The sequence below is a fragment of the Phaeobacter sp. 11ANDIMAR09 genome, from assembly GCF_001294455.1.
Lineage (GTDB): Bacteria > Pseudomonadota > Alphaproteobacteria > Rhodobacterales > Rhodobacteraceae > Pseudophaeobacter.
Map to the genome: position 1 here is coordinate 1 of NZ_LIKT01000007.1, position 26,661 is coordinate 26,661.

24 protein-coding genes are annotated in these 26,661 nt (G+C 59.4%); 1 reads left to right on the forward strand and 23 read right to left on the reverse strand.

Translation table 11 applies throughout. The features are described 5' to 3' along the window. The 14 genes from AN476_RS07640 to ftsW form a co-directional block, all read right to left on the reverse strand. On the reverse strand, positions 1 to 292 hold a 292-nt coding region (locus tag AN476_RS07640; RefSeq protein ID WP_157063706.1), incomplete at its 3' end, for an AAA family ATPase. Positions 293 to 328: 36 nt separating this feature from the next. Then, complete coding sequence (locus AN476_RS07645) at positions 329 to 1,177, reverse strand: outer membrane protein assembly factor BamD (RefSeq protein WP_054460410.1); 849 nt, start codon at positions 1,175 to 1,177, stop codon at positions 329 to 331. Between the two features lie 278 nt (positions 1,178 to 1,455). Continuing rightward, positions 1,456 to 2,391, reverse strand: a complete 936-nt coding sequence (gene lpxC / locus AN476_RS07650; RefSeq protein ID WP_054460748.1) for a UDP-3-O-acyl-N-acetylglucosamine deacetylase — start codon at positions 2,389 to 2,391, stop codon at positions 1,456 to 1,458. A 209-nt stretch (positions 2,392 to 2,600) separates the two neighbouring features. Then, positions 2,601 to 4,319, reverse strand: a complete 1,719-nt coding sequence (gene ftsZ, locus AN476_RS07655) for a cell division protein FtsZ (RefSeq protein ID WP_054460412.1) — start codon at positions 4,317 to 4,319, stop codon at positions 2,601 to 2,603. 375 nt (positions 4,320 to 4,694) lie between these two features. Then, the gene (ftsA, locus tag AN476_RS07660; protein WP_054460413.1) at positions 4,695 to 6,029 is read right to left on the reverse strand and encodes a cell division protein FtsA; all 1,335 of its coding nucleotides are present in this window, start codon (positions 6,027 to 6,029) and stop codon (positions 4,695 to 4,697) included. A 1-nt stretch (position 6,030) separates the two neighbouring features. After that, complete coding sequence (locus tag AN476_RS07665; RefSeq protein ID WP_054460415.1) at positions 6,031 to 6,921, reverse strand: cell division protein FtsQ/DivIB; 891 nt, start codon at positions 6,919 to 6,921, stop codon at positions 6,031 to 6,033. Further along, positions 6,909 to 7,829 carry a D-alanine--D-alanine ligase gene (locus AN476_RS07670; protein ID WP_054460417.1) on the reverse strand — a complete coding sequence of 307 codons (921 nt, stop codon included), beginning with the start codon at positions 7,827 to 7,829 and terminating at the stop codon, positions 6,909 to 6,911. Before AN476_RS07670 ends, AN476_RS07665 begins: the two co-directional genes overlap by 13 nt. Before the next feature lie 404 nt (positions 7,830 to 8,233). Beyond that, a complete protein-coding gene (gene murB, locus AN476_RS07680) occupies positions 8,234 to 9,166 on the reverse strand; it encodes a UDP-N-acetylmuramate dehydrogenase (RefSeq protein WP_054460421.1) in 933 nt (310 codons plus the stop codon). Positions 9,167 to 9,301: 135 nt separating this feature from the next. Continuing rightward, a complete protein-coding gene (locus AN476_RS07685) occupies positions 9,302 to 9,580 on the reverse strand; it encodes a DUF2484 family protein (protein ID WP_054460422.1) in 279 nt (92 codons plus the stop codon). Beyond that, positions 9,577 to 9,822 (reverse strand): DUF2484 family protein, encoded by a 246-nt coding sequence (locus tag AN476_RS07690; protein WP_083464269.1) that lies wholly within the window; start codon positions 9,820 to 9,822, stop codon positions 9,577 to 9,579. Before AN476_RS07690 ends, AN476_RS07685 begins: the two co-directional genes overlap by 4 nt. Continuing rightward, positions 9,819 to 11,042 carry an APC family permease gene (locus AN476_RS07695; RefSeq protein ID WP_054460424.1) on the reverse strand — a complete coding sequence of 408 codons (1,224 nt, stop codon included), beginning with the start codon at positions 11,040 to 11,042 and terminating at the stop codon, positions 9,819 to 9,821. The genes AN476_RS07690 and AN476_RS07695 overlap by 4 nt, the downstream gene beginning before the upstream one ends. 30 nt (positions 11,043 to 11,072) lie before the next feature. After that, positions 11,073 to 12,485 (reverse strand): UDP-N-acetylmuramate--L-alanine ligase, encoded by a 1,413-nt coding sequence (gene murC / locus AN476_RS07700; RefSeq protein WP_054460426.1) that lies wholly within the window; start codon positions 12,483 to 12,485, stop codon positions 11,073 to 11,075. A 2-nt stretch (positions 12,486 to 12,487) separates the two neighbouring features. Further along, positions 12,488 to 13,579, reverse strand: a complete 1,092-nt coding sequence (locus tag AN476_RS07705) for a UDP-N-acetylglucosamine--N-acetylmuramyl-(pentapeptide) pyrophosphoryl-undecaprenol N-acetylglucosamine transferase (protein WP_054460428.1) — start codon at positions 13,577 to 13,579, stop codon at positions 12,488 to 12,490. Between the two features lie 75 nt (positions 13,580 to 13,654). Continuing rightward, positions 13,655 to 14,824, reverse strand: a complete 1,170-nt coding sequence (gene ftsW, locus AN476_RS07710; protein WP_054460430.1) for a putative lipid II flippase FtsW — start codon at positions 14,822 to 14,824, stop codon at positions 13,655 to 13,657. Positions 14,825 to 15,001: 177 nt separating this feature from the next. On the opposite strand from ftsW, the gene AN476_RS07715 reads away from it, so the two are divergent. After that, a complete protein-coding gene (locus AN476_RS07715; protein WP_054460752.1) occupies positions 15,002 to 16,201 on the forward strand; it encodes an NAD(P)/FAD-dependent oxidoreductase in 1,200 nt (399 codons plus the stop codon). Between the two features lie 219 nt (positions 16,202 to 16,420). On the opposite strand, the gene murD is transcribed toward AN476_RS07715, so the two are convergent. From murD to rsmH, 9 genes are all read right to left on the reverse strand, one after another. Next, positions 16,421 to 17,818, reverse strand: coding sequence for a UDP-N-acetylmuramoyl-L-alanine--D-glutamate ligase (gene murD / locus AN476_RS07720; protein WP_054460432.1), 1,398 nt, complete (start codon positions 17,816 to 17,818; stop codon positions 16,421 to 16,423). A gap of 164 nt (positions 17,819 to 17,982) precedes the next feature. Beyond that, positions 17,983 to 18,558, reverse strand: a complete 576-nt coding sequence (locus tag AN476_RS23355) for a LuxR C-terminal-related transcriptional regulator (protein ID WP_054460434.1) — start codon at positions 18,556 to 18,558, stop codon at positions 17,983 to 17,985. A 2-nt stretch (positions 18,559 to 18,560) separates the two neighbouring features. Next, on the reverse strand, positions 18,561 to 19,361 hold the full coding sequence (locus AN476_RS07730) for a hypothetical protein (RefSeq protein ID WP_157063707.1): 801 nt from the start codon (positions 19,359 to 19,361) through the stop codon (positions 18,561 to 18,563). 98 nt (positions 19,362 to 19,459) lie between these two features. Beyond that, positions 19,460 to 20,542 (reverse strand): phospho-N-acetylmuramoyl-pentapeptide-transferase, encoded by a 1,083-nt coding sequence (gene mraY / locus AN476_RS07735; protein ID WP_054460438.1) that lies wholly within the window; start codon positions 20,540 to 20,542, stop codon positions 19,460 to 19,462. Positions 20,543 to 20,578: 36 nt separating this feature from the next. Next, positions 20,579 to 21,988 carry a UDP-N-acetylmuramoyl-tripeptide--D-alanyl-D-alanine ligase gene (gene murF / locus AN476_RS07740; RefSeq protein WP_054460440.1) on the reverse strand — a complete coding sequence of 470 codons (1,410 nt, stop codon included), beginning with the start codon at positions 21,986 to 21,988 and terminating at the stop codon, positions 20,579 to 20,581. Then, positions 21,985 to 23,484 (reverse strand): UDP-N-acetylmuramoyl-L-alanyl-D-glutamate--2,6-diaminopimelate ligase, encoded by a 1,500-nt coding sequence (locus tag AN476_RS07745; RefSeq protein WP_054460442.1) that lies wholly within the window; start codon positions 23,482 to 23,484, stop codon positions 21,985 to 21,987. Before AN476_RS07745 ends, murF begins: the two co-directional genes overlap by 4 nt. 44 nt (positions 23,485 to 23,528) lie before the next feature. Beyond that, positions 23,529 to 25,313, reverse strand: a complete 1,785-nt coding sequence (locus AN476_RS07750; protein ID WP_054460444.1) for a penicillin-binding protein 2 — start codon at positions 25,311 to 25,313, stop codon at positions 23,529 to 23,531. After that, positions 25,310 to 25,672, reverse strand: coding sequence for a cell division protein FtsL (locus tag AN476_RS07755; RefSeq protein WP_054460446.1), 363 nt, complete (start codon positions 25,670 to 25,672; stop codon positions 25,310 to 25,312). The genes AN476_RS07750 and AN476_RS07755 overlap by 4 nt, the downstream gene beginning before the upstream one ends. Continuing rightward, complete coding sequence (gene rsmH, locus AN476_RS07760; protein ID WP_054460448.1) at positions 25,669 to 26,661, reverse strand: 16S rRNA (cytosine(1402)-N(4))-methyltransferase RsmH; 993 nt, start codon at positions 26,659 to 26,661, stop codon at positions 25,669 to 25,671. Before rsmH ends, AN476_RS07755 begins: the two co-directional genes overlap by 4 nt.

Consider the following 26,661-nt stretch of genomic DNA (forward strand, 5'->3'; position numbering starts at 1 on the left):
TATTCACCCGCCGCAGGACCAGTTCTTCGCCGCCGGGCAATCCCGCCTCTTCCAGAATTGCATGGGCCGGGTGGTCCCTGCCCAGCTCGAATTCCGCAATGACCTCTCCCTGGGCAGCCCCCTGGCGGACCAATTCAGCGCGTCCACGCCACCCCAGCACAAAACCAAGCGAATCCAGCAGGATCGACTTCCCTGCCCCGGTTTCACCGGTCAGCACATTCAAGCCTGGCTGAAACGCCAGCTCCAGGTGGTCAATGATCAGCAGATCACGGATATCAAGTGCACGCAGCATGGCCAGATGTATCGCCTTGTTCTTTCGGCAGGCAGATCAGAGCCAGCGCCCTTTGATCGACTGGCGGTAGATCTGGCTCAGCCAGTTATTGCCGCGATCCTTCAGTTTAAGCCCCTGCGAAGTCAGCAGTTTATAGCTGTCCTCATACCAATCGGTAGACTGATAGTTATGGCCCAGAATAGCCCCGGCGGTCTGCGCTTCGTCGAGCAGGCCCAAAGACAGATAGGCTTCGACCAGGCGATGCAGAGCTTCGGCCGTGTGGCTGGTGGTCTGGAACTCCTCGACCACAACCCGGAAGCGGTTGATGGCAGAAGTATAATGGCCACGGCGCAGATAGTAGCGTCCGATTTCCATTTCCTTGCCCGCCAGGTGATCAAAAGCGAGATCAAACTTGAGGATTGCGGAAGTGGCATATTCGCTGTCTGGGTAGACTTCGATCACTGTGCGCAGCGCCTGCAGCGCCTGGAAGGTCAGCCCCTGATCGCGGCCAACTTCGTCGATCTGGTCATAATAGCTCAACGCCAAAAGATACTGCGCATAGGCGGCATCTTCATCCGTCGGATAGAAATCTATGAAACGCTGCGCGGCACCGCGACTTTCCTCATAGTTTTTGGCTTTGTGATTGGCAAAGGCCTGCATGATCAATGCCTGTTTGGCATATTCCGAATAAGGGTAAAGCCGTTCGATTTCAGAGAAGTAGAAGGCTGCGTCCTTGGTGCGGCTGCGCGCCAGCTCGAACTCACCACGCTCAAAGATCTGCTGAGGTGTAAAGCTCTCCAGCGGCACGGTCTGCTCGGCGGCGCCACCGTCCCCGCCACATCCAGAGAGTGCTGCCATCAACAGAGCCGCGCTGATAAATTTGGCTCCTGCCTTGATGCCGATCATATCGCCTTAACCTCACCGTCTTTGACTTTCGGGTGTCATGCCCCGGGTTCTGCCCCGTTTAGCACATTCATCCAGCGTGCAAAACGTCTTTCATCCACATTGCCCCCACTTGGCAGAGAATGTTTGGACAGGTCAAGCCTGTCCGCTCGGTGCCTAGGCCACGCCGGCGGGGCTCCGCCTTTTGATACAGAAAAAGGCCCCGGAAAACAGGGCCCTCGCAACAATCTTGCCGCGCATCTGGTCAGTTACAATCAAAGCCAAAGGCTGAAGCCGGGCGATCAGGCCACGCGGCGGCTGATACGGGGAATTTCCGAGCGCACAAGACCCTGGCCTGGAAGGCGCGCGGTCATTGCCAGATCACAATCTACCTGGCGCATAGCACCGGGGGTCGCAAAGAGCGCACGCAGGAGCGTATTGGTCAGGGCATGTCCCGCCCGGTCACCAACATAGCGCCCCAGCAAAGGGCCACCCGCCAGCGCCAGATCCCCAAGCGCATCCAGCATCTTGTGACGCACAGGTTCATCTGAGTGACGCAGACCAGCCCCGCTCTCAACCCGGTTACCATCAAAGACAATTGCATTTTCACCAGGAACCCCACCCAGCGCCAGGCCATTGGCCTGCATGGCCTCAACATCGGCGCGGCGGCAGAAGGTGCGGCTGTCACAAAGTTCGCGTACAAAGGCGCCATTGCGCAAATCCAGAACCCGGCTTTGACGGCCAATTTCCTGCTCGTCAAAATCGATGTGGAATTCAATCATAAGGCGATCGCAGGGCAGCAATGTAGCAGTTGCCCCATCTTTTTCTACGGTCACCGGTTTGAGCACCTGGATCGCCGAAACCGGGGTGTTCAAACGGTGAACCCCCTGAGCCATAATCCCATGCACAAACTCCGCAGAAGAGCCGTCCAAGATCGGAACCTCAGGACCATCAATTTCAATCAGCGCATTGTGGACACCACAGCCGGCCAAAGCCGCCATGACATGCTCAACGGTGGAGACAGAAACGCCTGCTGCATTCACCAGTCGGGTACATAGAGCGGTGCGCTCAACATAGTTCCAAAGAGCGGGAACGATGGTATTGCCCAAAGCGATGTCAGTGCGTTTGAAAACGATGCCGTGTCCTGCTGCTGCAGGGTTGATCACCAGGCGTGTCGACTGACCAGAATGCAGGCCGACCCCTTCAAATGTCACTGATGCTTTAAGCGTATTTTGCACCTTGTGCTCCTGGTCCTTATGTCCGGCGACAGGCGCCGTGTTGGAGAAATAGGTAAGGATTTCACAAAAAAGCCACAACTCAATCTTTGTAACGGATTGAAACATGACTGTAACAGATAGGCAAAACACTGCTCAGTCGCGTATAAAATATTGTTTTTAAACAAAAAAGGGCCGCCTGAAGGCGACCCTTAATCTTGATTAGTGAAAAGTTAATTTGCCTGGCGGCGCAGGAAAGCAGGAATTTCGATACGATCTTGCTCTGCATCGGGCTCCTGTTGCTGAACCGGCTGCGGCTGTGGCGCTGCTGCCTGCTGCTGAATCGGTGGCTGCTGGCGCACGGGCTGCGGCTTTGCAGCCTGGGTTTCAGCGGCGCTACCGGTCATCCGGTGGATCAGAGAGTTGAGCCCAAAACGGCGTTGCTCGGAATGCTGTTCAGCTTCCGAAGAGGACGCTGCGGCCGCCTGACGCTGCTGCGGCTGAGCGGCTGGAGCCGACTGAACCGGCGCTTGAGCCGGAGCGGGCTGCGCCATCGGCTGCTGCCCCTGGGCCCGCGCCGCTGCCGCTTGCAGACGCACGATAGCATCCGCCGAAGGTGTCCCCGGAGCCGGGGCTTTGGGTGCTACAAAAGAGGCACCGGGCTGCTCTTCGGCCGCATCCGCCTGAGGCTGGAACGCAGGAACCTGTGGCTGATAGGCGGGCTGTGGCAGCCCGTCCTGGCCGGTGTCTTCGATCTCTTCAAAAATGTCCTCGGCCTGCTCTTGAGCAGCAACCTGCTGCACATCCATACCTTCGAACAGGGAGGGCTCCTGTGGCGCCGGTGCCGGCTCAGGTACTGCAACCTGAGGTTGCTCGATTGGGGTGCTCAGCTCAAGAGGAGCCGCGCGTGTCTGTTCGACGCTGACAGATTTTTTCAGCGGCGCCGACATCGGACGGCGCGGAACCGGAATCTCGGTCATCACTTCGGTGGCATCAATGCCCGTTGCCACGACGGAGACGCGCATCTTGCCTTCCATAGCCGTATCCAGTGTGGAGCCGACGATGATATTCGCCTCAGGGTCCACCTCTTCGCGGATGCGATTGGCGGCCTCGTCCAGCTCAAACAGCGTGAGGTCATGTGCGCCGGTGATATTGATAAGCACACCCTTGGCGCCACGCAGGCTGATTTCATCGAGCAGCGGGTTGGCGATGGCCTTTTCAGCGGCCTGAACGGCGCGATCTTCGCCCTCGGCCTCACCGGTCCCCATCATCGCTTTGCCCATCTCGTCCATCACGGCGCGCACATCGGCAAAGTCGAGGTTGATCAGGCCCGGACGGACCATCAGATCAGTCACGCCTTTAACGCCCTGATACAACACGTCATCGGCCATCGAGAAGGCCTCGGTGAAGGTGGTCTTTTCATTGGCCAGACGGAACAGGTTCTGGTTGGGAATGATGATCAGCGTATCCACGACCTTTTGCAGGGCTTCGACACCCTCCTCGGCCTGCTTCATCCGCTTGTTGCCTTCGAACTGGAACGGTTTGGTCACAACACCAACCGTCAGAACCCCCAGCTCACGGGCGGCCTGCGCGATGATCGGAGCAGCCCCCGTGCCTGTACCACCGCCCATACCGGCTGTGATGAAGCACATATGTGCACCAGCCAGGTGATCCACAATCTGCTCGATGCTTTCTTCAGCAGACGCCGAGCCAACGGAGGGGCGCGCCCCAGCGCCCAGGCCTTCGGTGACTTTTACGCCCAACTGGATCCGGCTTTTCGCCGCGTTTTGTTGCAGGGCCTGAGCATCGGTATTGGCGACGACAAAATCGACGCCCTCCAGCTCTTTTGCGATCATATTGTTGACCGCATTGCCACCTGCGCCGCCGACACCGAACACGGTGATCTTAGGGGCCAGTTCTTCCTGCCCGGGCATCGAAAGGTTCAATGTCATGCTCTTTCCGCCTGTTTCTTGAGCCCTCCCGCAAGGGCTATTCCTGTTAATCCGCTTCAATCCTACCGTGAAGGCGGAGTCTCGTCATCCTAAAAAACGAAATATACCACAAAATATGGGCCAAATTCGAGAAGAACCCGCAACTCTCCGCTCATTCAGGCAGATCTGGTAGAAAACGACAAACCATGACACAATAGAAAACAGGGCCCAGTGGCGGCACCCCAGGGTCCTTAGGTTTGTATGTATGGTTGCCTTCTGCTCGGCAATTCGGCGTCACTTTTTGCGACTGTTAAATCTTTGTTATCCGGTTTTCCCAGCCCTGTCACCCAGTTCGTTCCAGGTTTTTCCACAGGCTGGGGATATTTTTTTCTACGCTTACCAATTGTCCCGGAACCAGCGCACCGCACGGCTGAGTGATCGAGCCGGATAGCGGTCGACTGGCGTTTCAAAGTCCCACCATTCATCCTGCGGATGGGCGGCAAAGAGACAAAGTCCAACGGAAGCCGCAAAACCAGGGCCTGTGGCCGATTGCGGTAGGCCATGAACCCGCAAAGGACGCCCCAAACGCACCTGCTGCCCCAGGATCCGGGAGGCCAAACCGTCGAGCCCAAGGATCTGACTCGAGCCGCCGGTGAGAACGATCTGCTGGCTGGGAAGGTATTCGAATCCGGCGGCATCAAGCCGCGCGCGCACCTCTTCGAGGATTTCCTCGACACGGGGGCGCATAATGCCAATGAGTTCGGCCCGGCTGACGGTGCGGCGGTCATGCTCCCAATCGCCGGTATCACCGCCAATATCGATCATGTCGCGATCATCCACCCCAGTGGCATGAACGCCTCCGCAGAAGGTTTTAATCCGCTCAGCATTGGCCATAGGCACACCCAGCCCCATGGAAATATCGCTGGTGATGTGATCACCGCCCATCCGCACCGCATCGGCATAGATCATATGTTTCTTCATAAAGACCGAAATGGAGGTGGAGCCGCCCCCCATGTCAATGCAGGCCGCGCCCAGCTCCTGCTCGTCCTCGACCAGTGCCGCATAGCCTGAGGCATAGGCCGAAGAGGCAATTCCCGCGAGCTCCAGATCGCAGCGTTGAATACAGCGCACCAGATTTTGCACCGTTCCAGTATCCACGGTCAGCATATGCATATCCACCGCCAGGGTCTGCCCCAACTGGCCACGCGGATCTGCAAGGCCAGAGCGGTTGTCCAGCGCAAAATTGACCGGCTGCGCATGCAAAACTTCGCGATCTGCCCCATATTCCGGCACCTCGCAGGCGGCCAGAACCTGGGCGATCTCTCCCTCAGAGACCTCCTGGCCCTCCAGCTCCAACCGGGCATCCAGCCCATAGGATCGCGGATTGGCCCCTGAGAAACTGGCGATCACGTGATCCACACGCACCCCTGCCATTTTCTGCGCCGCCTGCACGGCGGTACGAATGGCGCGCTCGGTTTCCTGCATGGCGGTGATTTCGCCAAACTGTACCCCACGAGACCGCGTGGTCGCAGCGCCAATCACCCGAAAGCCAGATTGCCCTGCCAAGGAGCCAATGGAATTGTCTTCGCTGAGCCGGCTGGAGCCATCGAAGCGCAGCACCAGGCAGGCAATCTTGGAGCTGCCGATATCCAGAATGGCAACGACACCACGCTGCATCGCCTGACGGCGCATCTGCCGCATCGCGCGCTGGGACTGATAAAGATCCGTCATCCTACAACCCACCCTCGTTCATTTCTCTGATGCGCCACCAGTTTTCCACTGCTTTCTCCGTCATTCGAACTGTCGGCCGTGCCGCAATCCGCATATCCACCGCCGCGACATCGCGCTCCAGCAGATCCTGTACTTCACTCACCACGATCACCCGCTCCAAGGCCTGGACCGGCTGGTCCTGCGGCAGCATGATGCGCTGCCCGCGATCCAGCACCACGTCCCAGCGGCGCTTCCCAATGCGGACCAGCCCGCGCAGACGGGTGCCAAGAGGGCGGGCGGTGGCAAAAAGCGCCAGGGCCTCAGCCGCAACAAGATCCGCGGACTCGCCTGCGATCAGAGGCAAATCCGGGTGCATGGCCCGCCGCCCCAGCTCAGCCACATGAGCCCCCGTATCGTCCAACAAGGCCAGACCTTCGTGGTTGCGCCAGATCAGAGCGGGGCGGCGCTCTTCCACATCGATCTGCAAAATGCCTCCGGGGCGAATGCGCACATTGGCGGTTTTCACCGGGTCCAGGCTTTCGATCTGCATCCGGATCTGCGCCAGATCCAGGTCAAAGGAGCTGACCGGAAATTCCAGCGGCATCACTTCACGTACATCCTGCGCAACCGAAGTCCCTGCCCCGTCTATGGCCATGACATTGACCATGAATTCGGGGCGCTCTTCGATTGCGGCCCAGAGTGCGCGCAGATTGTCACCAACCATCTCGCGCCGGGACCCATCCGCCAGAAACGCGCCACCAGCGGCAAGCATAAGGCACAGCGGCACGCCGTATTTCAGCCCAAAGCGAATACCAGGCGTGAGCATCCAGCGCTGCAACCGATACTTCAGGCGCGAGGGCGCTGGATCGGCCTGGTTGCCCTTGCGCTTAAACTGGCCCTTCAGCGTCCGCATGATGCATCCTCAACCAGCCAGGCGCACAGAGCCCCAAAAGAAATCCCGCAATAGGCCGCCTGTTCTGGAGCCAGTGAGGTCGGAGTCATACCGGGCTGATTGTTTGTCTCCAACAGGATCAGGCCCTCGGCCCCCTTGGTCTCATCCCAGCGAATGTCTGTGCGGCTCAGCCCCCGACAGCCCAGAGCGCGATGGGCACGCAGCGCGTAGTCGCAGCAGAGGTCGCGAACATCAGCCGGAAGATCCGCCGGGATCACATGACGTGAGCCGCCAGCCTTGTATTTGGCATCATAGTCATACCAGCCATCGGTAAGAATATCTGTCACCTCGAGGGCCCGATCTCCCAGCACTGAAACGCTAAGCTCGCGTCCAGGAGCAAAGGCCTCGACCAAGACCTCATCCGGCATATCGGGAGACAGTTGCGGCGGCCCATTGGCCGCCTCATGCACCAGGTATATTCCAACACTGGAACCTTCATTGTTGGGTTTCACCACATAGGGTGGCGCCATCACATGCGCGGCCATCACCGCATCTTTGGCAAACAGGCCACTGACCATGATCGGCAGACCTGCCTCCTGGAACACCATCTTGCTGCGCTGCTTGTCCATCGCCAAGGCCGAGGCCAGCACGCCAGAGTGAGTATAGGGCAGCCCCATCCATTCCAACAGCCCCTGGACACAGCCATCTTCGCCCCAGCGGCCATGCAGGGCGTTAAATACCACATCTGGTTGGAGTGCCGTCAGCTGTGCATAAAGATCCGGACCCGCGTCCAGTTCAACCACATCATATCCTTCGCCCCGTAGTGCGGCTGCGCATTCACGCCCACTGGACAAAGAGACCTCGCGTTCAGCTGAAGGTCCGCCCAATAGTACCGCCACTTTCGGGAGTGTTCTGCTCGACTCACCCACGATAGCGCCTCAAAATTATCGGGCTTTTCGCCCTTGGTTATTGGAGCCCTTGAAATTGGCCCGCTTTGTTATCGGGACGTTGCCCGTATTTTTGTCTGGGTCGTTGCCCATCGTCATTATTAGGGGGCCTAGCCCCTTTTTCACTGCAAGATCCAGGACCTTGCCTCCCCAAATGGCCGCCTGATGCCACCGAGAAAAAAACATGTGCCCAGCTCTCAGGGCCCTATGCCATCTTAACGCCGCATGTCTTACCGGAGTATTAACAGCGCCTTTACCAGTCTTAAGATTACCCCTGCCCGCGGTCACGCCCCATTGGATCAAAAATACATTCAAAAGTCCCCAAATTGCCCCAGAGCGGGTTGAAAAGGCGACTAATTTCGGAATGTTCCGAGGCTACTCTTGCGTCAATCATATTCTTTTGGCTGGGGTTCTCCGACCCGCATGATTTCCCACTTTAGCTCTATGCCGGAATTGGCGTAAACCTTTTTTCTGACATCTTCGCCCAAAGTTTCCAGATCTGCGGCAGTTGCGCCACCGGTATTGATCATAAAATTAGAGTGCTTCTCGCTCATCTGTGCGCCACCAACGCGCGCGCCGCGCAGCCCGGCGTCGTCAATTACCTTCCAGGCCTTCAGATCCTGAACGTCATCCGCGCGCCCCGTAGAGGAAAACCCGGCAGGATTGCGAAAGGTCGACCCGGCCGAACGTTCCTTGGTGGGCTGGGTCTCATCCCGCTTTTTCAGCTGCGCCTCCATGCGCGCGTGCAGGGCTTCGGGCTCTGCTGCATCGGCGCGCAAAGTGGCTGACACCAGCACCGCGCCTTCGGGGAGTTCAGTCTGCCGGTACTGAAATTGCAGCTCTTGCCCGGTGATCTGGCGCAGCTCTCCATGGCGTGTGACGATCTGGGCAGAGACAAAGTGATCCGCAATATAGGAGCCATAGCAACCAGCATTCATTCGCACCGCTCCACCAATGGAGCCCGGAATTGTACGCAGGAACGTAAGGTCGAGCCCGGCGTCCGCCGCCTTGCGCGCTACATGAGCATCCAGCGCCGCCGCTCCCGCAGTGACCAGATCACCCTCCGTCTCGATGGTGTTGAAGCCGCGTCCCAGACGGATCACCACCGCCCGCAAGCCCCCGTCTCGCACAATAAGATTGGAGCCAACACCCATAGGAAACACAACCACTTCGGCAGGAAGTTCAGCCAGGAAATGCTGCAGATCCTCAACATCAGCGGGCTGAAACAAATAGTCGGCCGCACCGCCAACCCGTAACCAGGTCAAGTCTGACAAGCTACGGTTCGCCGTCAGTTTTCCTCTAATCCCGCGAATGTCCATTCCTAAGCCGTTCCTCATTCCGTCCGCTTTGAGCCGGAGTTTACGTCAAATGCGCATCGTCCAAACTGCCTTTTGCCCGTGATCGCAGGCAAAGACAACGGCCCCGCCTCAGACAATAGCTAATCCGCTGTGGGTTCAGTCCAAGCCTGTCTCGGACTTGTCAGCACCTGACCCAATATTTGAACCAAGCCAGCGCCCCAGATAGATCACCGGCCAACGCAGCACACTCACCCCGGCGCAAAGCACGCCCAGCCCCCACCAGGGGCCGTTTTCATAGACCACATAGCCCAAGAGCGGAATGCCAATTGCGATCAATACATAGGCGCGTCGCCAGTGATTGTCCTTGCTGGGAAACATGGCCAGCAGATTGGCCAGCAGCGCCCAGACTGCGGCAAGCGTCAGCGAGAGTGTCATTGTACCTCCTCCTTTGGCTCGCGCCATTTTCTCCAGTAATAGCGGATTGGGCGGCGATACATCGACCCCACGGCAAACAAGCCAAAGGCCACAGCCAACCAGCCGAGCTCGATCCCCATCCAGATCAACAGCACCGGGGCCAAAAACAGAAGAATGCGACCCGGCACAAAGTGCCGTTCAACCGGAAGCATCGCCACCGCCGTGGTGGCCAGAACCCACAAAATTCCAGCGATCAGGCTCACATCCAGCCCCCGATAGCGGTGGCAAGCGCCAAAAGCGACAGCAGCAGCCCCACCACAGGAACCGCCATTGGCACCTGAAACGGTGCCTCGGGCTGGCGGCGCTTTTGAAGAATGAGGGCCAGGTTCACCAAGACAAAGACAGAGAGCAGTGTCGTTGATGTGGCCTCCGCCAAGCGCGCGACCGGCAGCCAATAGGCGGCAACCAGAACCGCCACACCAATCATCACTGTGGCACGCACCGGGGTGCCAAAGCGCGGATGCGCGTGGCGAAAGGCGGCCAAGCCGGTTGTCCGTCCGCCCAACCCATAGAGCACCCGCGAGGCCATGACGATCTGCGCCAACACCCCGTTCAAAGCCGCAAAAACCGCAATGGCAGACAAAAAGCGCGCATTGCCCCCCTGCGACTGCTGCCAGACCAGCGCCAGCGGGCTCTGTGATCCGGCCAGTGCCTCCAGCGAAACCGTGCGCACCGCTGCCCAGCACACCAGCGCGTAGATCACCGAGGTCACAGCCAGCGAGAGTACAATCGCCTTGGGCAAAACGCGGGTTGGATCGCGCACTTCTTCGGCCATATTGACGATGTCTTCAAAACCGATGAAAGCAAAAAAGGCCAGGACCGCGCCAAAGGCAATCCCCGTGGCAACACCCGGCGTCACGAGGGCCTCAGTCAGCAGCGGGGCGGCAAGCCAATCCGGGCTGGCGGAGGTGGAAAACCCCGCCCAAACCACCAGCGCCAGGCCCAGAACCTCGATCAGTGTAAAGACAGCCACCAGGGCAAAGCTTTCGAGCACGCCGACAATAGCAACCAGGATCAACGCCAGCCCCATGGCCACAATGGCAATCTCTGAGCCCAGCCCAGTGGCAGCGGCAAAATACCCAGCCCCTCCGCGCAGCACCGCCCCGGCAGAAACTGTCCCGGCCAGCACCACAGCCAGCCCGACAAAAACGGCAAAATTCTTGGAATTGAACCCCTGCCCCACATAGGCGGCTTCCCCTGCGGCCTCTGGCAGGCGAGAGGAAAATTCAGCATAGGACAGTGCAGTGGGCGCTGCGATCACCCCGGCCAGCAAAAAGGCCAGCGGCGCCAAAACTCCGGCCTCCCCCGCGACGGCCCCCACCAGAACATAAATCCCGGCCCCCACCATGACGCCAATCCCATAGGCGGTCAAAAGACCTAATCCGATGCGACGCTTCAGATGTTCGCTGCTGGACTGGCTCATGGGAGAGGTTTCCTTTGCTCTAGTAGAGGGTCACTTTTTCTGCAATCGATCCGGCAGACCATTGGCCCAGGCGCTGATTGTCCCGGCGCCAAGGCAGACAACCATATCACCAGAGCGCGCCTGCTCGCGCACCAGGCGCTCCAGATCATCTTCATCCAACAGCGCCCGGGCGTGACGATGACCATGGCGGATCATGCCTGCCACCAGATCATCGCGGCTGGCGCCGGGAATTGGATCTTCTCCGGCGGCAAAGACTTCGGCGATGGCAACGACATCAGCCTCGTTAAAACAAGCGCAGAAATCTTCAAACAGATCTGACAGGCGCGAATAGCGATGGGGCTGATGCACGGCGATGACCCGCGCGCCCGGCGTATCGGCAATGGCTTGGCGCGCGGCCTTGAGCACCGCGGCAATCTCAACCGGGTGATGGCCGTAGTCGTCGATGATGGTGACGCCGTCCACTTCACCTACCTTGGTAAAGCGGCGATTGACGCCGCCAAAATTGGCCAGGGCTTCGCGAATTTCGCTGGTATTCATGCCCAAATGCCGGGCCACGGCCACAGCGGACAGGGCGTTGGAAACATTGTGATCGCCCGGCATGGGCAGGCTGCAGCCTTCGATCACCTGCCCCTCGGCCTGCAGATGGATGTCAAAATGCGCAACCCCGGCCTTATAGGTTAGATTGGTGGCACGCACATCTGCCTGGGCGTTAAACCCATAGGTGACAACCCGGCGATCGGTGATCCGCCCCACAAGGGCCTGCACCTCGGCGTGATCGGTGCAACAGACTGCCACGCCGTAAAAGGGAATATTAGAGACAAACTCGTGGAAGCCATCCCGCAGCCTGTCAAAATCCCCCCAATGCTCCATGTGCTCGGGGTCAATATTGGTCACCACCGCAATGGTCGCAGGCAGGCGATTAAAGGTGCCGTCGCTCTCGTCGGCCTCCACCACCATCCATTCGCCCTGCCCCATGCGGGCATTCGATCCATAGGCATGGATAATGCCGCCGTTGACAACAGTAGGGTCAAATTTGCCCGCCACCATGAGCTCTGCCATCATGGTTGTGGTGGTGGTTTTGCCATGGGTGCCGCCAATGGCGATATTGGATTTGAGCCGCATCAGCTCGGCCAGCATCTCGGCCCGGCGCACCACCGGCAGGCCACGACGGCGGGCCTCGTCCAGCTCGGGGTTGCCCGGTTTGATGGCGGAGGAAATCACCACGACCTCAGCCTCGGTCAGGTTTGCGGCCTGCTGTCCTTCAAAGACCAGCGCGCCCAGTTTTTCCAGCCGCTGGGTGATCTTGGAGGATTTCAAATCCGAGCCCTGCACCACATAGCCCAGGTTCAGCAGCACTTCGGCAATGCCAGACATGCCAATGCCACCAATGCCAACAAAATGGATCGGGCCTACGTCACCGGGCAGTTTGGTTGCTGGGGTCATCACTATCCTTCCTCAGCCAGTTGCTCGACCAGAGCCACCAATCTTTCGGTGGCGTCGGGAACACCGGCGCTTAATGCGGCAAGCGACATTTGCTGTGCCGCCTGCGGGTTACTCAAAACTGCCTCGATTTGCGCCGACATGGCAGCGACGTCAAGAGCGCTTTCGGGAATAAGGATCGCAGCCCCTGCGTCTACCAGCCCACGGGCATTGGCGGTCTGGTGATCCCCAGTTGCCGCCGCATAGGGCACCAGAATGGACGGGCGACCGATGACGCTGATATCCGCAACCGAAGAAGCCCCAGCGCGCGAAATCACCAGCTGGGCCTCGGACATGCGCGCCGGTACATCATGGAAGAAGGGCTGCACATCCGCAGCAATGCCATGTGTTTCGTAGAATTCACTGACCCGCGCCATATCCTCATCGCGGGCCTGATGCGAGACGCGCAGGTATTGGCGGATCTCTTGTGGCACAGCCGCAATGGCCGCAGGCACCACATCCGACAGAATGCGGGCGCCCTGGCTGCCGCCCATCACCAGGATCGACATCGGGTAATCCCCTGGTGATATATAGCCAGCCCCCGCCCGCTCCAGCACCGCGCCCCGCACCGGATTGCCGACGTGCTCATGGGCTACGTTTTCGGGCAGCTCGGTCGGCCAGGTGCCACAGGCAACCCCGGCAACCCGGGTGGCAAACAGCTGGTTTACACGGCCCAGCACGCCGTTTTGTTCGTGGATCATCCGGGGGCGCTTTAGCAGGGTCGCCGCGCCCAGAGCCGGGATTGAGGGATAGCCACCAAAGCCAATCACCGCATCAGGACGATCGCGCCGCATCTGCCAGGCCATCGACAAAACACCACCCGCGATCTTGGGCGCCACTAGGGCCTTAGCCAACAGCCCGCCGCGGGCAAAGGTGGCCGAAGACACCTCGGTAATTTCAGTGGTATGGGGAAAGCCACCAGTGTAGCGCGCGCCCCGTGCATCCGTCGACAGCTTGACCCGCCAGCCTTTGCGCAACATCGCCTCGGCCAGAGCCTGGGCGGGAAACATATGTCCACCGGTGCCACCGGCCGCCATCAAAAGCAGTTTCTGTGTCATATCAATCGCGCTTCTTTGCTTGGGTCTGGCCCCCGGTGATCATTCCGGTGCCAGTCGTTTTGGGTCTTCTTGGGCTCAGCCGCGCCCGCGGCCACGCAGGAAATCGGCGATCTCACCCTGCGGCCTGGCACGGGTAAAAGACAAGAGCATCCCCAGGGCAATCCCGCCGGCAATCAGCGAAGACCCGCCGTAGCTGACAAAGGGCAGCGTCATGCCCTTGGCTGGAAGCAGCCGAACAGCCACGCCCATGTTGATGATCGCCTGCACGCCAAACATGCAGATCAGACCGGTGCCCGCCAAACGAATAAAGGTATCGCGCTCCCGCATCAGTCGAAACAGCGAGCGCACCACCACCATGGCGTAAAGACCTATCAGCACCAACACCAGGATCAGCCCGTATTCCTCGGCGGCAACCGCCACGATGAAATCGGTATGGGCATCGGGCAGCGACCATTTCACCTGCCCCTCTCCGACGCCAACGCCGAACAGCCCACCTTCGCGGATCGCATTGGTGGCATAGCCCATCTGAGTGGTGGGATCGATCTCGGGGTTGAGAAAGCCGTCGATGCGGCGAGCAAAGTGCTCGGAATTGGAATAGGCAACAACGCCGCCCAGGACCACAACGCCTGCCATCCCCACCAGCAGCAACATCGGCGCACCAGCGACAAAATACATCACACCCCAGCCAAACAGGATCAGACAGGCCTGGCCAAAATCGGGCTGCAGCACCAGCATCATCACCACTGCCATACAAATCCCAAAGGAAATCAAAGTGCCAGGAGGGCCGTTGATCTGCTGACTAGACGAAATCATCCAGGCGGCTACTACGACAAAACCGGGTTTTAGAAACTCGGAAGGCTGCAAGGAGGCAAAGCCGAGCGAGTACCAGCGCACGGCTCCTTTGCCAAAGTCAGTGCCCAGAATAGGCAACAGCGCCAAGGCCAGAAAGGCACAGGCAAAGCCAACAACCGCCAGACGGCGCACCAGCTGCGGCGACATCATCGAGGTCAGGATCATCGCCATCAGCGCCGTGCAGCCAAAAATGGCCTGCCGCTGTACATAGTGAAAATTGTCAAACCCGTTGCGCTCAGCCAGCGGCACCGAGGCCGCCAACCCCAGTAGCAATCCCAACACAAAGAGCATCAGAATGCAGGACATGGACCACTTGTCCAGGGTCCGCCACCATTTCGGAAGGATCGGTTCACCTGTGGGTACAGGAACCGCTCCATAGACCATCTCAGTCATGGGTTTACCGCCAGTCTTGCCTCAAAATCAGCCCCGTTTTCGGGGTCATTGCAGGCACAGTAACCGCAAACCATTGCTCAAGCCAGCCTTTGAATGGTTAACGGGCAGGAAATCGCGAGGGGGCACGGCAAGGCCTGCCCTCTTGCGTCGCCGGGGCATCCATGGTCGATGCTGCGCATGTATATAAACACCGTGATTCTTGGCGCTGGCGCTGCTGGCATGATGTGTGCCGCCCATGCAGGTGGCGACTGCCTGGTGATTGACCATGCCAAATCTCCGGGTGAGAAAATCCGCATCTCCGGCGGCGGGCGTAGCAATTTCACCAATCTGGACGTCACCCCGGAAAACTACCTGTCGCAGAACCCGCATTTCTGCAAATCCGCCCTGGCCCGCTATACGCAATGGGACTTTATCTCGCTGGTCGACCAATATGGCATCGCCTGGCATGAAAAGACTCTCGGCCAGTTGTTTTGTGATGGATCCGCCAAACAAATCGTCGCTATGCTGGTGGAAGAACTAACAAAAGCGGGCGCCCAGCTCTGGCTACTGACCTCTCTTGAAACCGTGCAGTATGAAGACGGCCACTACCAGCTGACCCTGCTGCGCGAGGGCAAGCCGCACAAGGTCCGTTGCAAGAACCTGGTCCTGGCCACCGGCGGCAAAAGCATCCCCAAGATGGGCGCAACCGGCCTGGCCTATGACATTGCCCGCCAGTTTGACCTGCCGCTGATTGACACCCGCCCCGGTCTGGTGCCCTTCACCTTCCCCGAGGGGCGCTTTGCCACCTTAGCCGGCACCGCCCTGCCCGCACGTCTCTCCAATGCGCGGACCAGTTTTGATGAGGCGCTTTTGTTCACCCATCGTGGTCTCTCTGGCCCCGCGGTGTTGCAGCTCTCCTCTTATTGGCATGAGGGCGAAGACATCAGCGTCAATCTAATCCCGCAGACTGATCTGTTCACCCTGTTGCGCGACCAGCGCCAAAGCCAGGGCCGCCGCGCCCTGACAAATGAGATCGCCCGCCATCTACCCAGTCGACTGGTGGAGTTTCTGGCCGCGGAGTTCTCCATCACCGGCCGTTTGGCCGATCAGTCTGACGCCGCGCTACAGGATCTCTGCAACGCCCTGCAACATTGGCCTCTCACCCCTGGCGGTTCTGAGGGCTATCGCACCGCCGAGGTCACCCTGGGCGGTATCGACACCGATGCGCTGTCGTCCAAAACCATGCAGGCCAAATCACAGCCCGGTCTTTTTGCCATCGGCGAGGCGGTCGATGTCACCGGCTGGTTGGGCGGCTATAATTTCCAATGGGCCTGGGCCTCGGGCCATGCGGCAGGGCGCGCGATCGCAGCTACCACCTGCCCCCCTCAGCCGCTGTAGAATTTCCGTTTCGGAGTCACCCTCGCCTGTCCGCTCCAGACAGGAGGGGACAGGCTGGATCAGGAGGGGTCGCTGCGGGGCCCCGCTCCCGGCGGGGATAGGGGCTATGTCTTTTGAACCGGACGCGGCTCCTGTCAGCAAGAGCTTAGGCTTGGGTGCACCGCAACGGATTTTCCGTTTTGGTGACCCCGAGCCCCAACCAAAATCCTCGGCAAAAAATCAGCCCAAATGCTTGTGGACTTCCGCAATGAAATCATCACCGCGCTGCTCAAAATTGTCGTATTGATCAAAACTCGCCGCGGCCGGAGCCAAAAGCACCACATCCCCCGGTTCGGCCTCTGCCACCGCGCAGGCAACCGCCCGCTCCATTGTGGTGCAGACCTCGGATTCAACATCCAACTGCATGGCAAAACCGGCGGCCTCGCGGCCAATCACATAGGCCTTGCGCACCGTTTCTGTCTGACCCTTGAGTGCAGCCAAGCCGCCCTCTTTTTCCAGCCCGCCGCAGATCCAGCGGATATTCTTGAAAGCGCTCAAAGCTTTGACAGCGCTGTCCAGGTTGGTGGCCTTGCTGTCATTGACATAGCGCACGCCCGCCACCTCTGCCACGGTCTGGCTGCGATGCGGCAGGCCTGGATATGTCGCCAGCGCTGCCTCGATCACTCGGGGCGCCAATCCCAGAACCCGCGCCGCCGCATAGGCCGCGCAGGCGTTTTGGTGGTTATGGGCACCCGGCAACCCGGTCATCTGGCGCAGATCAATCGAGGCCACCTGCCGCCCCTTGCGCATCTCGCTCAGGAACCCTTTGCGGGCAAAAACCTGCCAGCCGGGGCCCGTGAGCTTGCGCCCCGAGGCCACCCGGATCACCCTGTCATCGCTGGCCGCCTGCGACATCTGCCCCGCCAGAAACAGGCCCTCATCCTCATCCACGCCAATAATGGCCCGGTCCGGCCCGCCCTCGGCAAAGAGCCGGCGTTTGGCGGCAAAATACCCTCCTACCCCCGCATGGCGGTCAAGGTGATCTGGAGATAGATTGGTCAGAATTGCTACATCCGGGGTCAGGGCGCGGGCCAGTTCGGTCTGATAGCTGGACAGCTCCAGCACCACCACGCCAGCCTCACCGGGCGGATCGATGTCCAACACCCCCCGGCCGATATTGCCGGCCATCTGGCTGTCACGGCCTACGCTTTCCAGAATATGATGTAACAGCGCCACCGTGGTGGATTTGCCGTTGGAGCCGGTGATGGCCACCACCTTGGGCGGCTGATCCAGCATGTCCCATCCCTGGGCAGGCAATGAGGCAAAGAACAAGCCGATGTCATTGTCCACGGGCACGCCTGCCTCCAGCGCGGCCCGGATCACCGGGTTGGGCTGTGGGTAAAGATGCGGGATCCCAGGCGAAGTCACCAGCACGGCAACATCATCAAAAGCCCCCCGTTTGTGCAGATCGCGCAGCTCAAACCCCTCAGCCTCAGCCCGCTCACGTGCCTGTGGCTGGTCATCCCAACAAATGGGATTGGCACCGCCACCCAGCAAGGCCCGCGCGGTAGCCAGCCCTGACCGGCCCAACCCCAAAACGGCGACAGTTGCGCCTTCAAACCCTTGAACCGGGATCATTGCATACACTCCGCCTGCACTTCATTTATCCAGATATTGAGCAGATGGGCCAGGCAGGTGCAAGCGAGTCTAGCTACAGGAAGTACTTTCCGAATACACTTTTGGGCCACAACGCCTTGAAAGCCTCAGCTTTGTCGCTCACATGTGACGACGCAAATTGGCGCCTAAACGACGATCTGGCCACTAGCCACTGCCATAGCCACCGTATGGGTTGAGTTGAGTGCTCCCAACTTGAAGCGAGCGCTCTCGAGATAGACCCTTAAAGTGTGCTCTGAGATCGAAAGAGCCTTGGCCACCTGTGCCCGACTGTAACCAATTGCAAGTAATTGCAAAGCATCTACTTCGCGCTGCGAAAGGGTCTCTTTTTCTTGTGGCACTGTTTCGCGAAGTGTTTCCGCCTCTTCAAAACGTCCCAATTCAGTTAGCAATTCCGCAAATTCATTCAACCGCGTGGAGTACACAGGGTGGTGTATGCCAAGTGACTTTCGCGTAAGTTCCAAGGCTTCACTTAGTAGAGGTTCGGCTCTATTAAACTGCCTAGAAGCAACAAACAATTTTCCCAGCTGGGACAAGTATTCTGGGTAGCCAATGCCACCTTTTTCTAGCACCTCATTGCCCAATCGCTGACTAGCTTCGGCCAATGCTCTCCCACTCAATCCCGTGACTTCCTGCACAGCATCGACAAAGCTGCCTTCCGAACAGAAAAGTTTGGTCATAGCTTCGTAAAAGGAGACTTTCATTGCTATTCGTCCTCAGAGATCACATCCGCTACAGTAATGGACGCAAACTTTTCCGCCACACCCTCAAATTCCAAACCTTCAGATGCTAGAGTATCTTTGATAATTGCCTCCGCCAATCGCAGCTTTACCGCTTCCCCGACCCCACGTCTTAGTAGTCTTTTCGAAACAGTCTTTGGCTCCAAGTCCAATATATCAATATCTTCGCGAAGGCATTTAACTTGGACCTTCACAACCGGAGAGATTTTTTTCATTGGCTCCACGTGTTTGACTTTCATCAATGGATCAGTTCGATCAAACGCTTGTCCTAACAGATGTTCTCCTCCTACTGGAGAGAAAGACCAACGGTTATTGCCATCCAAATCAACGGAATGCTCGACTAACGTTCCGCTTGCTCTTAACTTTCGAGTTGATTTGGTCGTCTCGCCCACCTTTTGAGCGGCGTTTGCAGTTAGACGCAGGTTTCCTTTCGCGCCGAGTGGCGAAACCTCTCCAGAAACCTCCCCACAAATATCAGCCCCTTTCTCTTCAGTCCTCTCTTGTTCATAGGTTGCTTCAACATTCAGGCGGTCACGCCGAACGCTAGATTTGGGGATCTTTAGCGGTTCTTCAACACTCACAACCACATCTGCTTTGCGTAACCGCAATCGGAAACGGACGGACTGCTCTGGTTCGCCGCCAAAAACCGCCTCTTGAAAACGAACATGCATGAAAAAATCGCTTTCTCGGTTCTCTTCACTGAATCGAGTGTACCACGACTCAACAGATACGATTTCACTAAGCGACTTAGACAGATTCGACTTCAATGAGTAGCCTCCCGTTGCAAAAAATAACCCACTTCAAAATACAGAAATCCGCACGCACTCCACTTCGACTCCAAGATGGCTCGGACAAAATTGCGGACCTACCGCACTTTCAGGGTGGCCAGACCAATCATCGCCAGGATCAGCGCGATGATCCAGAAACGGATCACAATCGTGGGCTCGGCCCAGCCCTTTTTCTCATAGTGGTGATGGATTGGCGCCATCAGGAACACCCGCCGTCCGGTGCGCTTAAAGTAAAGCACCTGAATGATCACCGACAGGGCCTCCAACACAAACAAGCCGCCAACGATGGCCCAGACCAGCTCGTGTTTGGTGACCACCGCAATCGCCCCCAAAGCGCCGCCCAGGGCCAGCGAGCCAGTATCGCCCATAAAGACCGCAGCGGGGGGCGCATTGTACCACAAGAAGCCCAGACCACCGCCAAAGAGCGCGGCAGCAAAGATCAGGATCTCTCCGGTGCCCGGCACGTAGTGCACATCCAGATATTCGGTGAAATCGACTCGGCCCACCGCATAGGCAATCACGCCCAGGGTGCCCGCTGCGATCATCACCGGCATGATCGCCAGACCATCCAGACCATCTGTCAGGTTCACCGCATTGGCAGAACCCACGATGACGCAGATCACAAAGGGCACGTAGAAATAGCCCAGATTTATCAATGTATCCTTGAACACCGGCAGGGCCAGCTGGTTCTGCAGCGCCTCGGGGTGAAAGGCCCGTGCACAGAGCGCCGCGATCACCGCGATTATGATCCCCAAAAGCAGCCGCACCTTGCCAGAAACCCCGGCGGTGTTCTGCTTGGACACCTTGGCATAATCATCCGCAAAGCCGATCAGCGCAAAAGAGAGCGTCACAAAAAGCACCAACCAGACAAAGGGATTGTCTAGCCGTGCCCAGATCAGGGTCGCCGTCAGCAGCGCCCCAACGATGAGCAACCCGCCCATTGTGGGGGTGCCGGCCTTAGTGAAATGCCCCTCTGGGCCGTCATCGCGGATCGGCTGCCCCTTGCCCTGTTTGCGGCGCAGCACATTGATCAGCGGCTTGCCAAACAGAAAGCCAAACAGAAGCGCCGTCATAAAGGCGCCCCCTGCCCGGAAGGTGATATAGCGGAACAGGTTGAAAAAATCGCCGCCATCCGACAGGGCCGTCAGCCAATAGAGCATCTCGGATTGATCCTCGCCTTTACATAGGTTTCAAGATTAGCGCTTGCCATGACCCAATTCCCGGATGCCGTCAACGATCTTGGACAGCCCCGCACTCAATGACCCCTTGGCCAGCACAATATCGCCACAGCCCAATTGTGTGGGCAAATCTGGCAGCACATCCTCAGAGGTTGCGTAGTGCGATCCACGCTTTTCCGCAGGTAGAGCTTGATGGAGGTGGGCCATAAGCGGGCCAATACAGTGCACCCTGTCTATGGCCTCCAGTGCCGCCAGATCAGCCAGCCCCGCATGCAAGGCCACCTCCTGCGGTCCTAGCTCGCCCATGTCACCAAGATAAGCAATCTTGCGCCCCTTGACGCCCGCATCAGATCCCAGATCCGGCGTTGCCGCCAGTACAGCCAGCGCCGCTGCCATAGAGGTCGGATTGGCGTTGTAGCTGTCATCAAGAAGCAGCAGTTTGCCGCCCTCCATGGCGACCTCAACACGCGCGCCGCGCCCCTGTACCGGTGACCAAAGCGCCAGCACCTGCGCGGCCCGCTGTACATCTGCGCCAACCGCCGCCACACAGGCCAGCGCGCCCAGGGCGTTCATAGCAAAATGCGCCCCCAATGACTGAATGGTGAGCTGCATCTGCTCAGCGCCACAGCGCACCTCTGCCAGAGTGGCCTCCCCACTGATTTTAGTGCTCAGCAATTTATACTCTGTTGCACCCTCACCAAACCACTGATGGGCAACCCCAAGTCTCTGAGCCTCAGCCGCCAGAATCTGCGCCTCTTCGATATCGGCGTTGAGAACAGCGATACCCCCGAGCTCCAGCCCTTCCATAATGGCGGATTTTTCACGGGCAATGCCCGCCACATCCTCAAAGGCCTCCAGATGCACAGCAGCAACCGTAGTCACCATGGCCAAATGGGGGCGGGCCTGACGCGCCAGCGGCGCGATCTCGCCGGGGTGGTTCATGCCGATCTCGATCACCGCAAATTCCGTGTCGCGTGGCATCCGCGCCAGCGTCAGCGGCACCCCCCAGTGATTGTTGTAGCTGGCCACCGCCGCATGGGTACGGCCCTGATCTGCCAGCATGCAGGCCAGCATTTCCTTGGTGGAGGTTTTGCCAACCGAACCGGTGACCGCAATCACCTTGGCCTGGGTGCGCGCCCGCGCGACCTGCCCCAGGCCTTCAAGCGCCGCCTGAACATCTTCGACGATCAGCAAAGGCGCATCCGCAGCCACGCCTGCCGGGCGATGGGTCACCAGGGCCGCGCCTGCGCTCTTCTCCAGCGCATGAGCCACAAAATCATGGCCATCACGGGCCGCCTTTAGCGCGACGAAGAGATCCCCCGGCTGCAAGGTACGGGTGTCAATCGAAATCCCCGAGACTTGCCAGTCGCCTATGGCCTCACCACCTGTCGCCGTTGCGGCCTCTGCCGCCGTCCAAAGCGCGCTCATATTGCTTTTCCATCCAAAACGGCCACCGCCATGCTGGCCTGTTCCACATCATCAAAGGGCAAGATATCCGTGCCAACCACCTGGCCGCTCTCGTGGCCCTTGCCGCAGATCAACAGCACGTCGCCTGCGCCCAGCATATCGACCCCGCGCAGGATTGCCTCAGCCCGATCGCCGACCTCCAGCGCATCCGGGGCGCCGCCCTTGACGGCGGCGCGGATCAGGGCGGGATCTTCCGTGCGGGGGTTGTCATCGGTTACAATGACAACATCCGCATTGTCCTGCGCCGCCTGGCCCATCAGGGGGCGCTTTGTGGCATCCCGGTCCCCGCCGGCGCCAACAATCGCAATCAGCCGCCCCAAAACATGCGGGCGCAGCGCCTTGATCGCCGTGGTCACCGCATCCGGGGTATGGGCGTAATCGACAAAGACCGCAGCGCCATTGTCGCGGGTTGCGGCATGTTCCATGCGGCCGCGCACCGTGGTCAGCTGCGGCAGGGTGTCAAAGACCGCTGCGGGGTCTTCCCCCCCGGCAATCACCAGGCCGCAAGCCAGAAGCACATTTTCGGCCTGAAAGCCGCCGATAAGGTTCAACCGCTTCTGGTAGGGTTGGTCGTGCCAATTGAAGCGCAGGTCCTGCCCGGTGTCATCATAACGCAGCCCCGTAAGGCTGATATCGCCCAAGCCCCGCCCGATGCTGATCACCTCTTGCCCGCGGGCTGCGGCCACCGCGCGCATCTCTGCCCCGCGCGGGTCATTCATATTGATCACCGCGACGCCATCCTCGGGCAGAACCCGGCGAAACAGCCCGGCCTTGGCGGCAAAATAGGCCTCAAATGTCTCGTGATAGTCCAGATGATCCTGGGTGAAATTGGTAAACCCCGCCGCCGCCAGCTGCACCCCATCCAGACGGCATTGGTCCAGCCCATGGGACGAGGCCTCCATCGCCGCATGGGTAACACCGGCCTCTGCGGCCTTGGCCAGGGCGCGGTGCAGTGTGATCGGCTCAGGCGTGGTATGGGCCAGCGGATGACTCCAGGCGCCTTCAATCCCGGTGGTGCCAAGGTTCACGGCCTCATGGCCCAGGGCGCACCAGATCTGGCGCACAAAGGTCGCCACCGAGGTTTTGCCATTGGTGCCCGTCACTGCAACCATGGTCTGCGGCTGGGCGCCAAACCACAGAGCCGCCGCATAGGCCAGCGCCTGACGCGGGTCTTCGACAATCACCACAGCGGCATGGCTTTCTTCGAGCGGCTGCGCCGCAATCTTGGCGCCAGCGGCATCGGTCAAAATCGCCACAGCGCCCTGCTCCAATGCCGCTGGGATGAATTTAGCCCCATGCACCTGACTGCCCGGCAGAGCGGCAAAAAGCGTGCCCTCTGCCACGCGACGGCTATCAACCGCGAGGCCGGAAATCAGCGGATCTGCGCCGCCACGAGCGGTGAGGCCCAGCTCGCTTAGGGGGCGGAGGTCGGAAGTATCGTCGGGGTTGCTGCGCATCTGCGGCCCTCACCAGGTATTAGGCCCGGGATCACTCGCCGGGGTCAGTTTGAAGTGAGGGTTATACCAGTCACCTCGGTGGGTTCAACTTGTGGTCTGAGCCCCAAAAGCGGCGCCAATCGCCCAATCATTTCCGCTGCCACCGGAACGGCAGTCCAGCCCGCTGTGCGGCGCTCTTCGCCATGGGCAATGACTGAAGGTTCATCCAGTGTCACCACCAGCACATATTTGGGATCATGGGCCGGAAAGATCGAGGCAAAAGTGGCGATCACCTTGTCCTCATAATACCCACCGCGCGGTTTGGGCTTGTCGGCAGTGCCGGTCTTGCCACCGACCTGATAGCCGGGCACGCGGGCAAAGCTCGCGGTGCCTTCGGTTACCACCTGACGCAGCATGGTACGGGCTGCTGCCGCGGATTCTTCGGACATGATACGACGCCCCAGCTGCGGGCCATCCTGCTTGAGGATGGTCGGGCTGACATAGCGCCCCCCATTGGCCACAGCCGCATAGCCAGCCGCCAAATGCATCGGCGTCGTCGAGATCCCGTGGCCATAGGAGATGGTCATTGCCGAGAGCTCGGACCAGTTCTTGGGCAGCAGGGGCTTACCCCCCTGGGCCTCAACGATCTCAAAGGGTGTGGCCTCCAGCATGCCCAGCTGCTGCAGGAAATCCTGCTGACGCTCAGCGCCAATTTGCTGCGCCAAGCGGGCGGTGCCGATATTGGAGGATTTGACAATGATCTTGGTCACTGACAGCTCATTGCCGTAGTTGCGGAAATCCTTGATCGAGAATTTCCCCCACCGCAGCGGTCCGCGGGTGTCAATGACGGTGTCCGCATTCACCAGCCCCAGATCCATGGCCTGAGCCGCCGTAAAGATCTTGAAGGTCGAGCCAAGCTCATAGACGCCTTGAACTGCACGATTGAACAAGGGGCTCACCGATGGGTCAAAGCCCGAGGTCGGCGGCGCGGGGCGCTCATTGGGATCAAAGTCAGGCAGCGAAACCACCGAGATAACCTCGCCGGTCTGCACATCCATCAGGATCGAGGTTGCGCCTTCGGCGTTCATCAGCTTCATGCCGCCGTCCAGCACCCGCTCAGCCGCTGCCTGCACGGTTAGATCCAATGAGAGCTCAAGAGGTTTGGTGCCATTGCCCGGGTTGCGCAGGTAGTCGTCAAACTGTTTTTCGACGCCTGCCACCCCGATCACCTCGGCGGCGCTGACCCCTTCCTTGCCAAAACTCGCACCGCCCAGAACATGGGCCGCAACCGAGCCATTGGGATAAAGGCGCATCTCGCGCGGGCCAAACAATAGGCCGGGATCTCCAATATCATGTACAGCTTGCTTTTGCTCGGGGCTGATTTTCTTTTTGATCCACAAAAACTTGCGTGATCCGGTGAATTTCTCAAGCAGGTCGGCATGATCAAGATCCGGGAAGATCTCGACCAGTCGGTCCACCGCATTTTGCGGATCAATCAGTTGCTGGGGCTGCACATAGAGCGAGTGTGTCTCAAAATTGGTCGCCAGAATGCGCCCCTGGCGATCGACGATATCAGCCCGCTGCATGGCAATTGCGCTGCCCGCCACGCTGGCAACTGGCTCACGCGGTTCAGAGGTCGCCATGACCCCCATCCGCGCGGCAACCGCTGCGTAGGCACAGAGAAAAAACACCCCCAGAACCAACAGGCGCCCTTCGGCGCGCTGGCGCGATTTCACCTGCATCTCGTCATGGCGTTGACGGATATTCTCTTTCTCGATGACGTCAGGGTTTTCGCCTTTAGCGCGGGCATCCAGAACCCGGGCAAGGGGGCGCAGCGGTTTGCGGATCATTGGCCGGGCTCCTCACCACTCTGGGCGTTCAGACCCGAGACATCAACGCCTTCGGTAATCAACAAAGCTGGCTGCACCGGGTAGGAGACCTCATCTACCCGCCCGAACTGATCAGGGCGCAGCGGCAACAAGCCAAGGCGTTCAAAGTTGAGCTCCGCCAGTTCCATCAGCCGGTCAGGACGGTTGAGATAGGCCCATTCCGCCCTGAGCACACTAAGCCGTTCCTGCGCAGCGCCGATTTCACGTTGCAGCCCACGGGTCTCTTTTAGCACCTGCTGGGTGGCGTAGTTTTCGCGGTAGGCCCAAAAGGCGAGTCCAAAGACGGCCAGAGCCGTCAGCGCATAGAGCAAAGACTTCATTTTCGCCCCTCTTTCAGCTGAGGCATGCTCAGATCCTTCGCGGTGATCGGCGCCGGAGCCGCCTCGGTCCGTCGGCCAACCCGCAATCGGGCGGACCGGGAGCGTGGATTTTCTGCCAGTTCCTCGTCATCGGGACCCACGGCCTTGCGGGTCACCAGTTCGAACTGCGACGGCACCTCTTCGATTTCAGGCGCATAGCGGTTGGCGCGCCCGGTCTTGTTGGCCCGATGCTGAAAGAAGCGCTTGACCATGCGATCCTCGACAGAATGGAAAGTGACAACCGCCAGTAGCCCGCCGGGCTTGAGCGCACGCTCCGCCGCCAGCAAACCGTTGAACAGCTCTTCGTATTCGGCATTTACGGCAATCCGCAGAGCCTGAAAACTGCGTGTCGCAGGATGTGACTGGCCTGGTTTTGAACGCGGCAGGCAGCCCTCAACCAGCTGAGCCAGCTGCAGGGTTGTGGTGATCGGTTCCAGCTCGCGGGCCTTGACGATGGCCTTGGCGATACGGCGGCTGGCGCGCTCCTCACCAAAGTGGAACAGGATATCGGCCAGCTGCACCTCGGAAAGTTCCGCCACCAGATCCGCAGCCGACGGCCCGGCCTGCGACATCCGCATATCCAACGGCCCGTCGCGCATAAAGGAAAAGCCGCGTTCCGCCAGATCCAGTTGCATCGAAGATACGCCAAGATCCAGCACCACGCCGTCCAGATCCTGAGCATATTCATCCATTTTGGAAAACACACCCTGCTGCATAATCAGACGGTCGCCATACTCCCCGGCCCAGGGTTTGGCGAGCTCAAAGGCCAGCGGATCACGGTCGACGCCGATGACCTGACCGGCTCCAGCCTCAAGCAATCCGCGGCTATAGCCGCCCGCACCAAAGGTACCATCCAGCCAACGCCCCGACACAGGCGCAACCGCTTTGAGAAGGGGGCGCAGCAGAACCGGAACATGGGGAGCAGAGGGGGCGGGGTGTTCCGTGGTCAT

Coding starts and splice junctions, on each gene's coding strand:
- AN476_RS07645 (WP_054460410.1), bottom strand. CDS start 1,177: ATGATCGGCATCAAGGCAGGAGCCAAATTTATCAGCGCGGCTCTGTTG.
- murB (WP_054460421.1), bottom strand. CDS start 9,166: ATGGACATTCGCGGGATTAGAGGAAAACTGACGGCGAACCGTAGCTTG.
- rsmH (WP_054460448.1), bottom strand. CDS start 26,661: ATGACCACGGAACACCCCGCCCCCTCTGCTCCCCATGTTCCGGTTCTG.
- AN476_RS07705 (WP_054460428.1), bottom strand. CDS start 13,579: ATGACACAGAAACTGCTTTTGATGGCGGCCGGTGGCACCGGTGGACAT.
- AN476_RS07715 (WP_054460752.1), top strand. CDS start 15,002: ATGTATATAAACACCGTGATTCTTGGCGCTGGCGCTGCTGGCATGATG.
- AN476_RS23355 (WP_054460434.1), bottom strand. CDS start 18,558: ATGAAAGTCTCCTTTTACGAAGCTATGACCAAACTTTTCTGTTCGGAA.
- murF (WP_054460440.1), bottom strand. CDS start 21,988: ATGAGCGCGCTTTGGACGGCGGCAGAGGCCGCAACGGCGACAGGTGGT.
- AN476_RS07750 (WP_054460444.1), bottom strand. CDS start 25,313: ATGATCCGCAAACCGCTGCGCCCCCTTGCCCGGGTTCTGGATGCCCGC.
- AN476_RS07755 (WP_054460446.1), bottom strand. CDS start 25,672: ATGAAGTCTTTGCTCTATGCGCTGACGGCTCTGGCCGTCTTTGGACTC.
- AN476_RS07695 (WP_054460424.1), bottom strand. CDS start 11,042: ATGAGCCAGTCCAGCAGCGAACATCTGAAGCGTCGCATCGGATTAGGT.
- ftsA (WP_054460413.1), bottom strand. CDS start 6,029: ATGACGGATCTTTATCAGTCCCAGCGCGCGATGCGGCAGATGCGCCGT.
- ftsZ (WP_054460412.1), bottom strand. CDS start 4,319: ATGACATTGAACCTTTCGATGCCCGGGCAGGAAGAACTGGCCCCTAAG.
- murD (WP_054460432.1), bottom strand. CDS start 17,818: ATGATCCCGGTTCAAGGGTTTGAAGGCGCAACTGTCGCCGTTTTGGGG.
- AN476_RS07665 (WP_054460415.1), bottom strand. CDS start 6,921: ATGCGGACGCTGAAGGGCCAGTTTAAGCGCAAGGGCAACCAGGCCGAT.
- AN476_RS07685 (WP_054460422.1), bottom strand. CDS start 9,580: ATGACACTCTCGCTGACGCTTGCCGCAGTCTGGGCGCTGCTGGCCAAT.
- ftsW (WP_054460430.1), bottom strand. CDS start 14,824: ATGACTGAGATGGTCTATGGAGCGGTTCCTGTACCCACAGGTGAACCG.
- mraY (WP_054460438.1), bottom strand. CDS start 20,542: ATGCTCTATTGGCTGACGGCCCTGTCGGATGGCGGCGATTTTTTCAAC.
- AN476_RS07745 (WP_054460442.1), bottom strand. CDS start 23,484: ATGCGCAGCAACCCCGACGATACTTCCGACCTCCGCCCCCTAAGCGAG.
- murC (WP_054460426.1), bottom strand. CDS start 12,485: ATGACCCCAGCAACCAAACTGCCCGGTGACGTAGGCCCGATCCATTTT.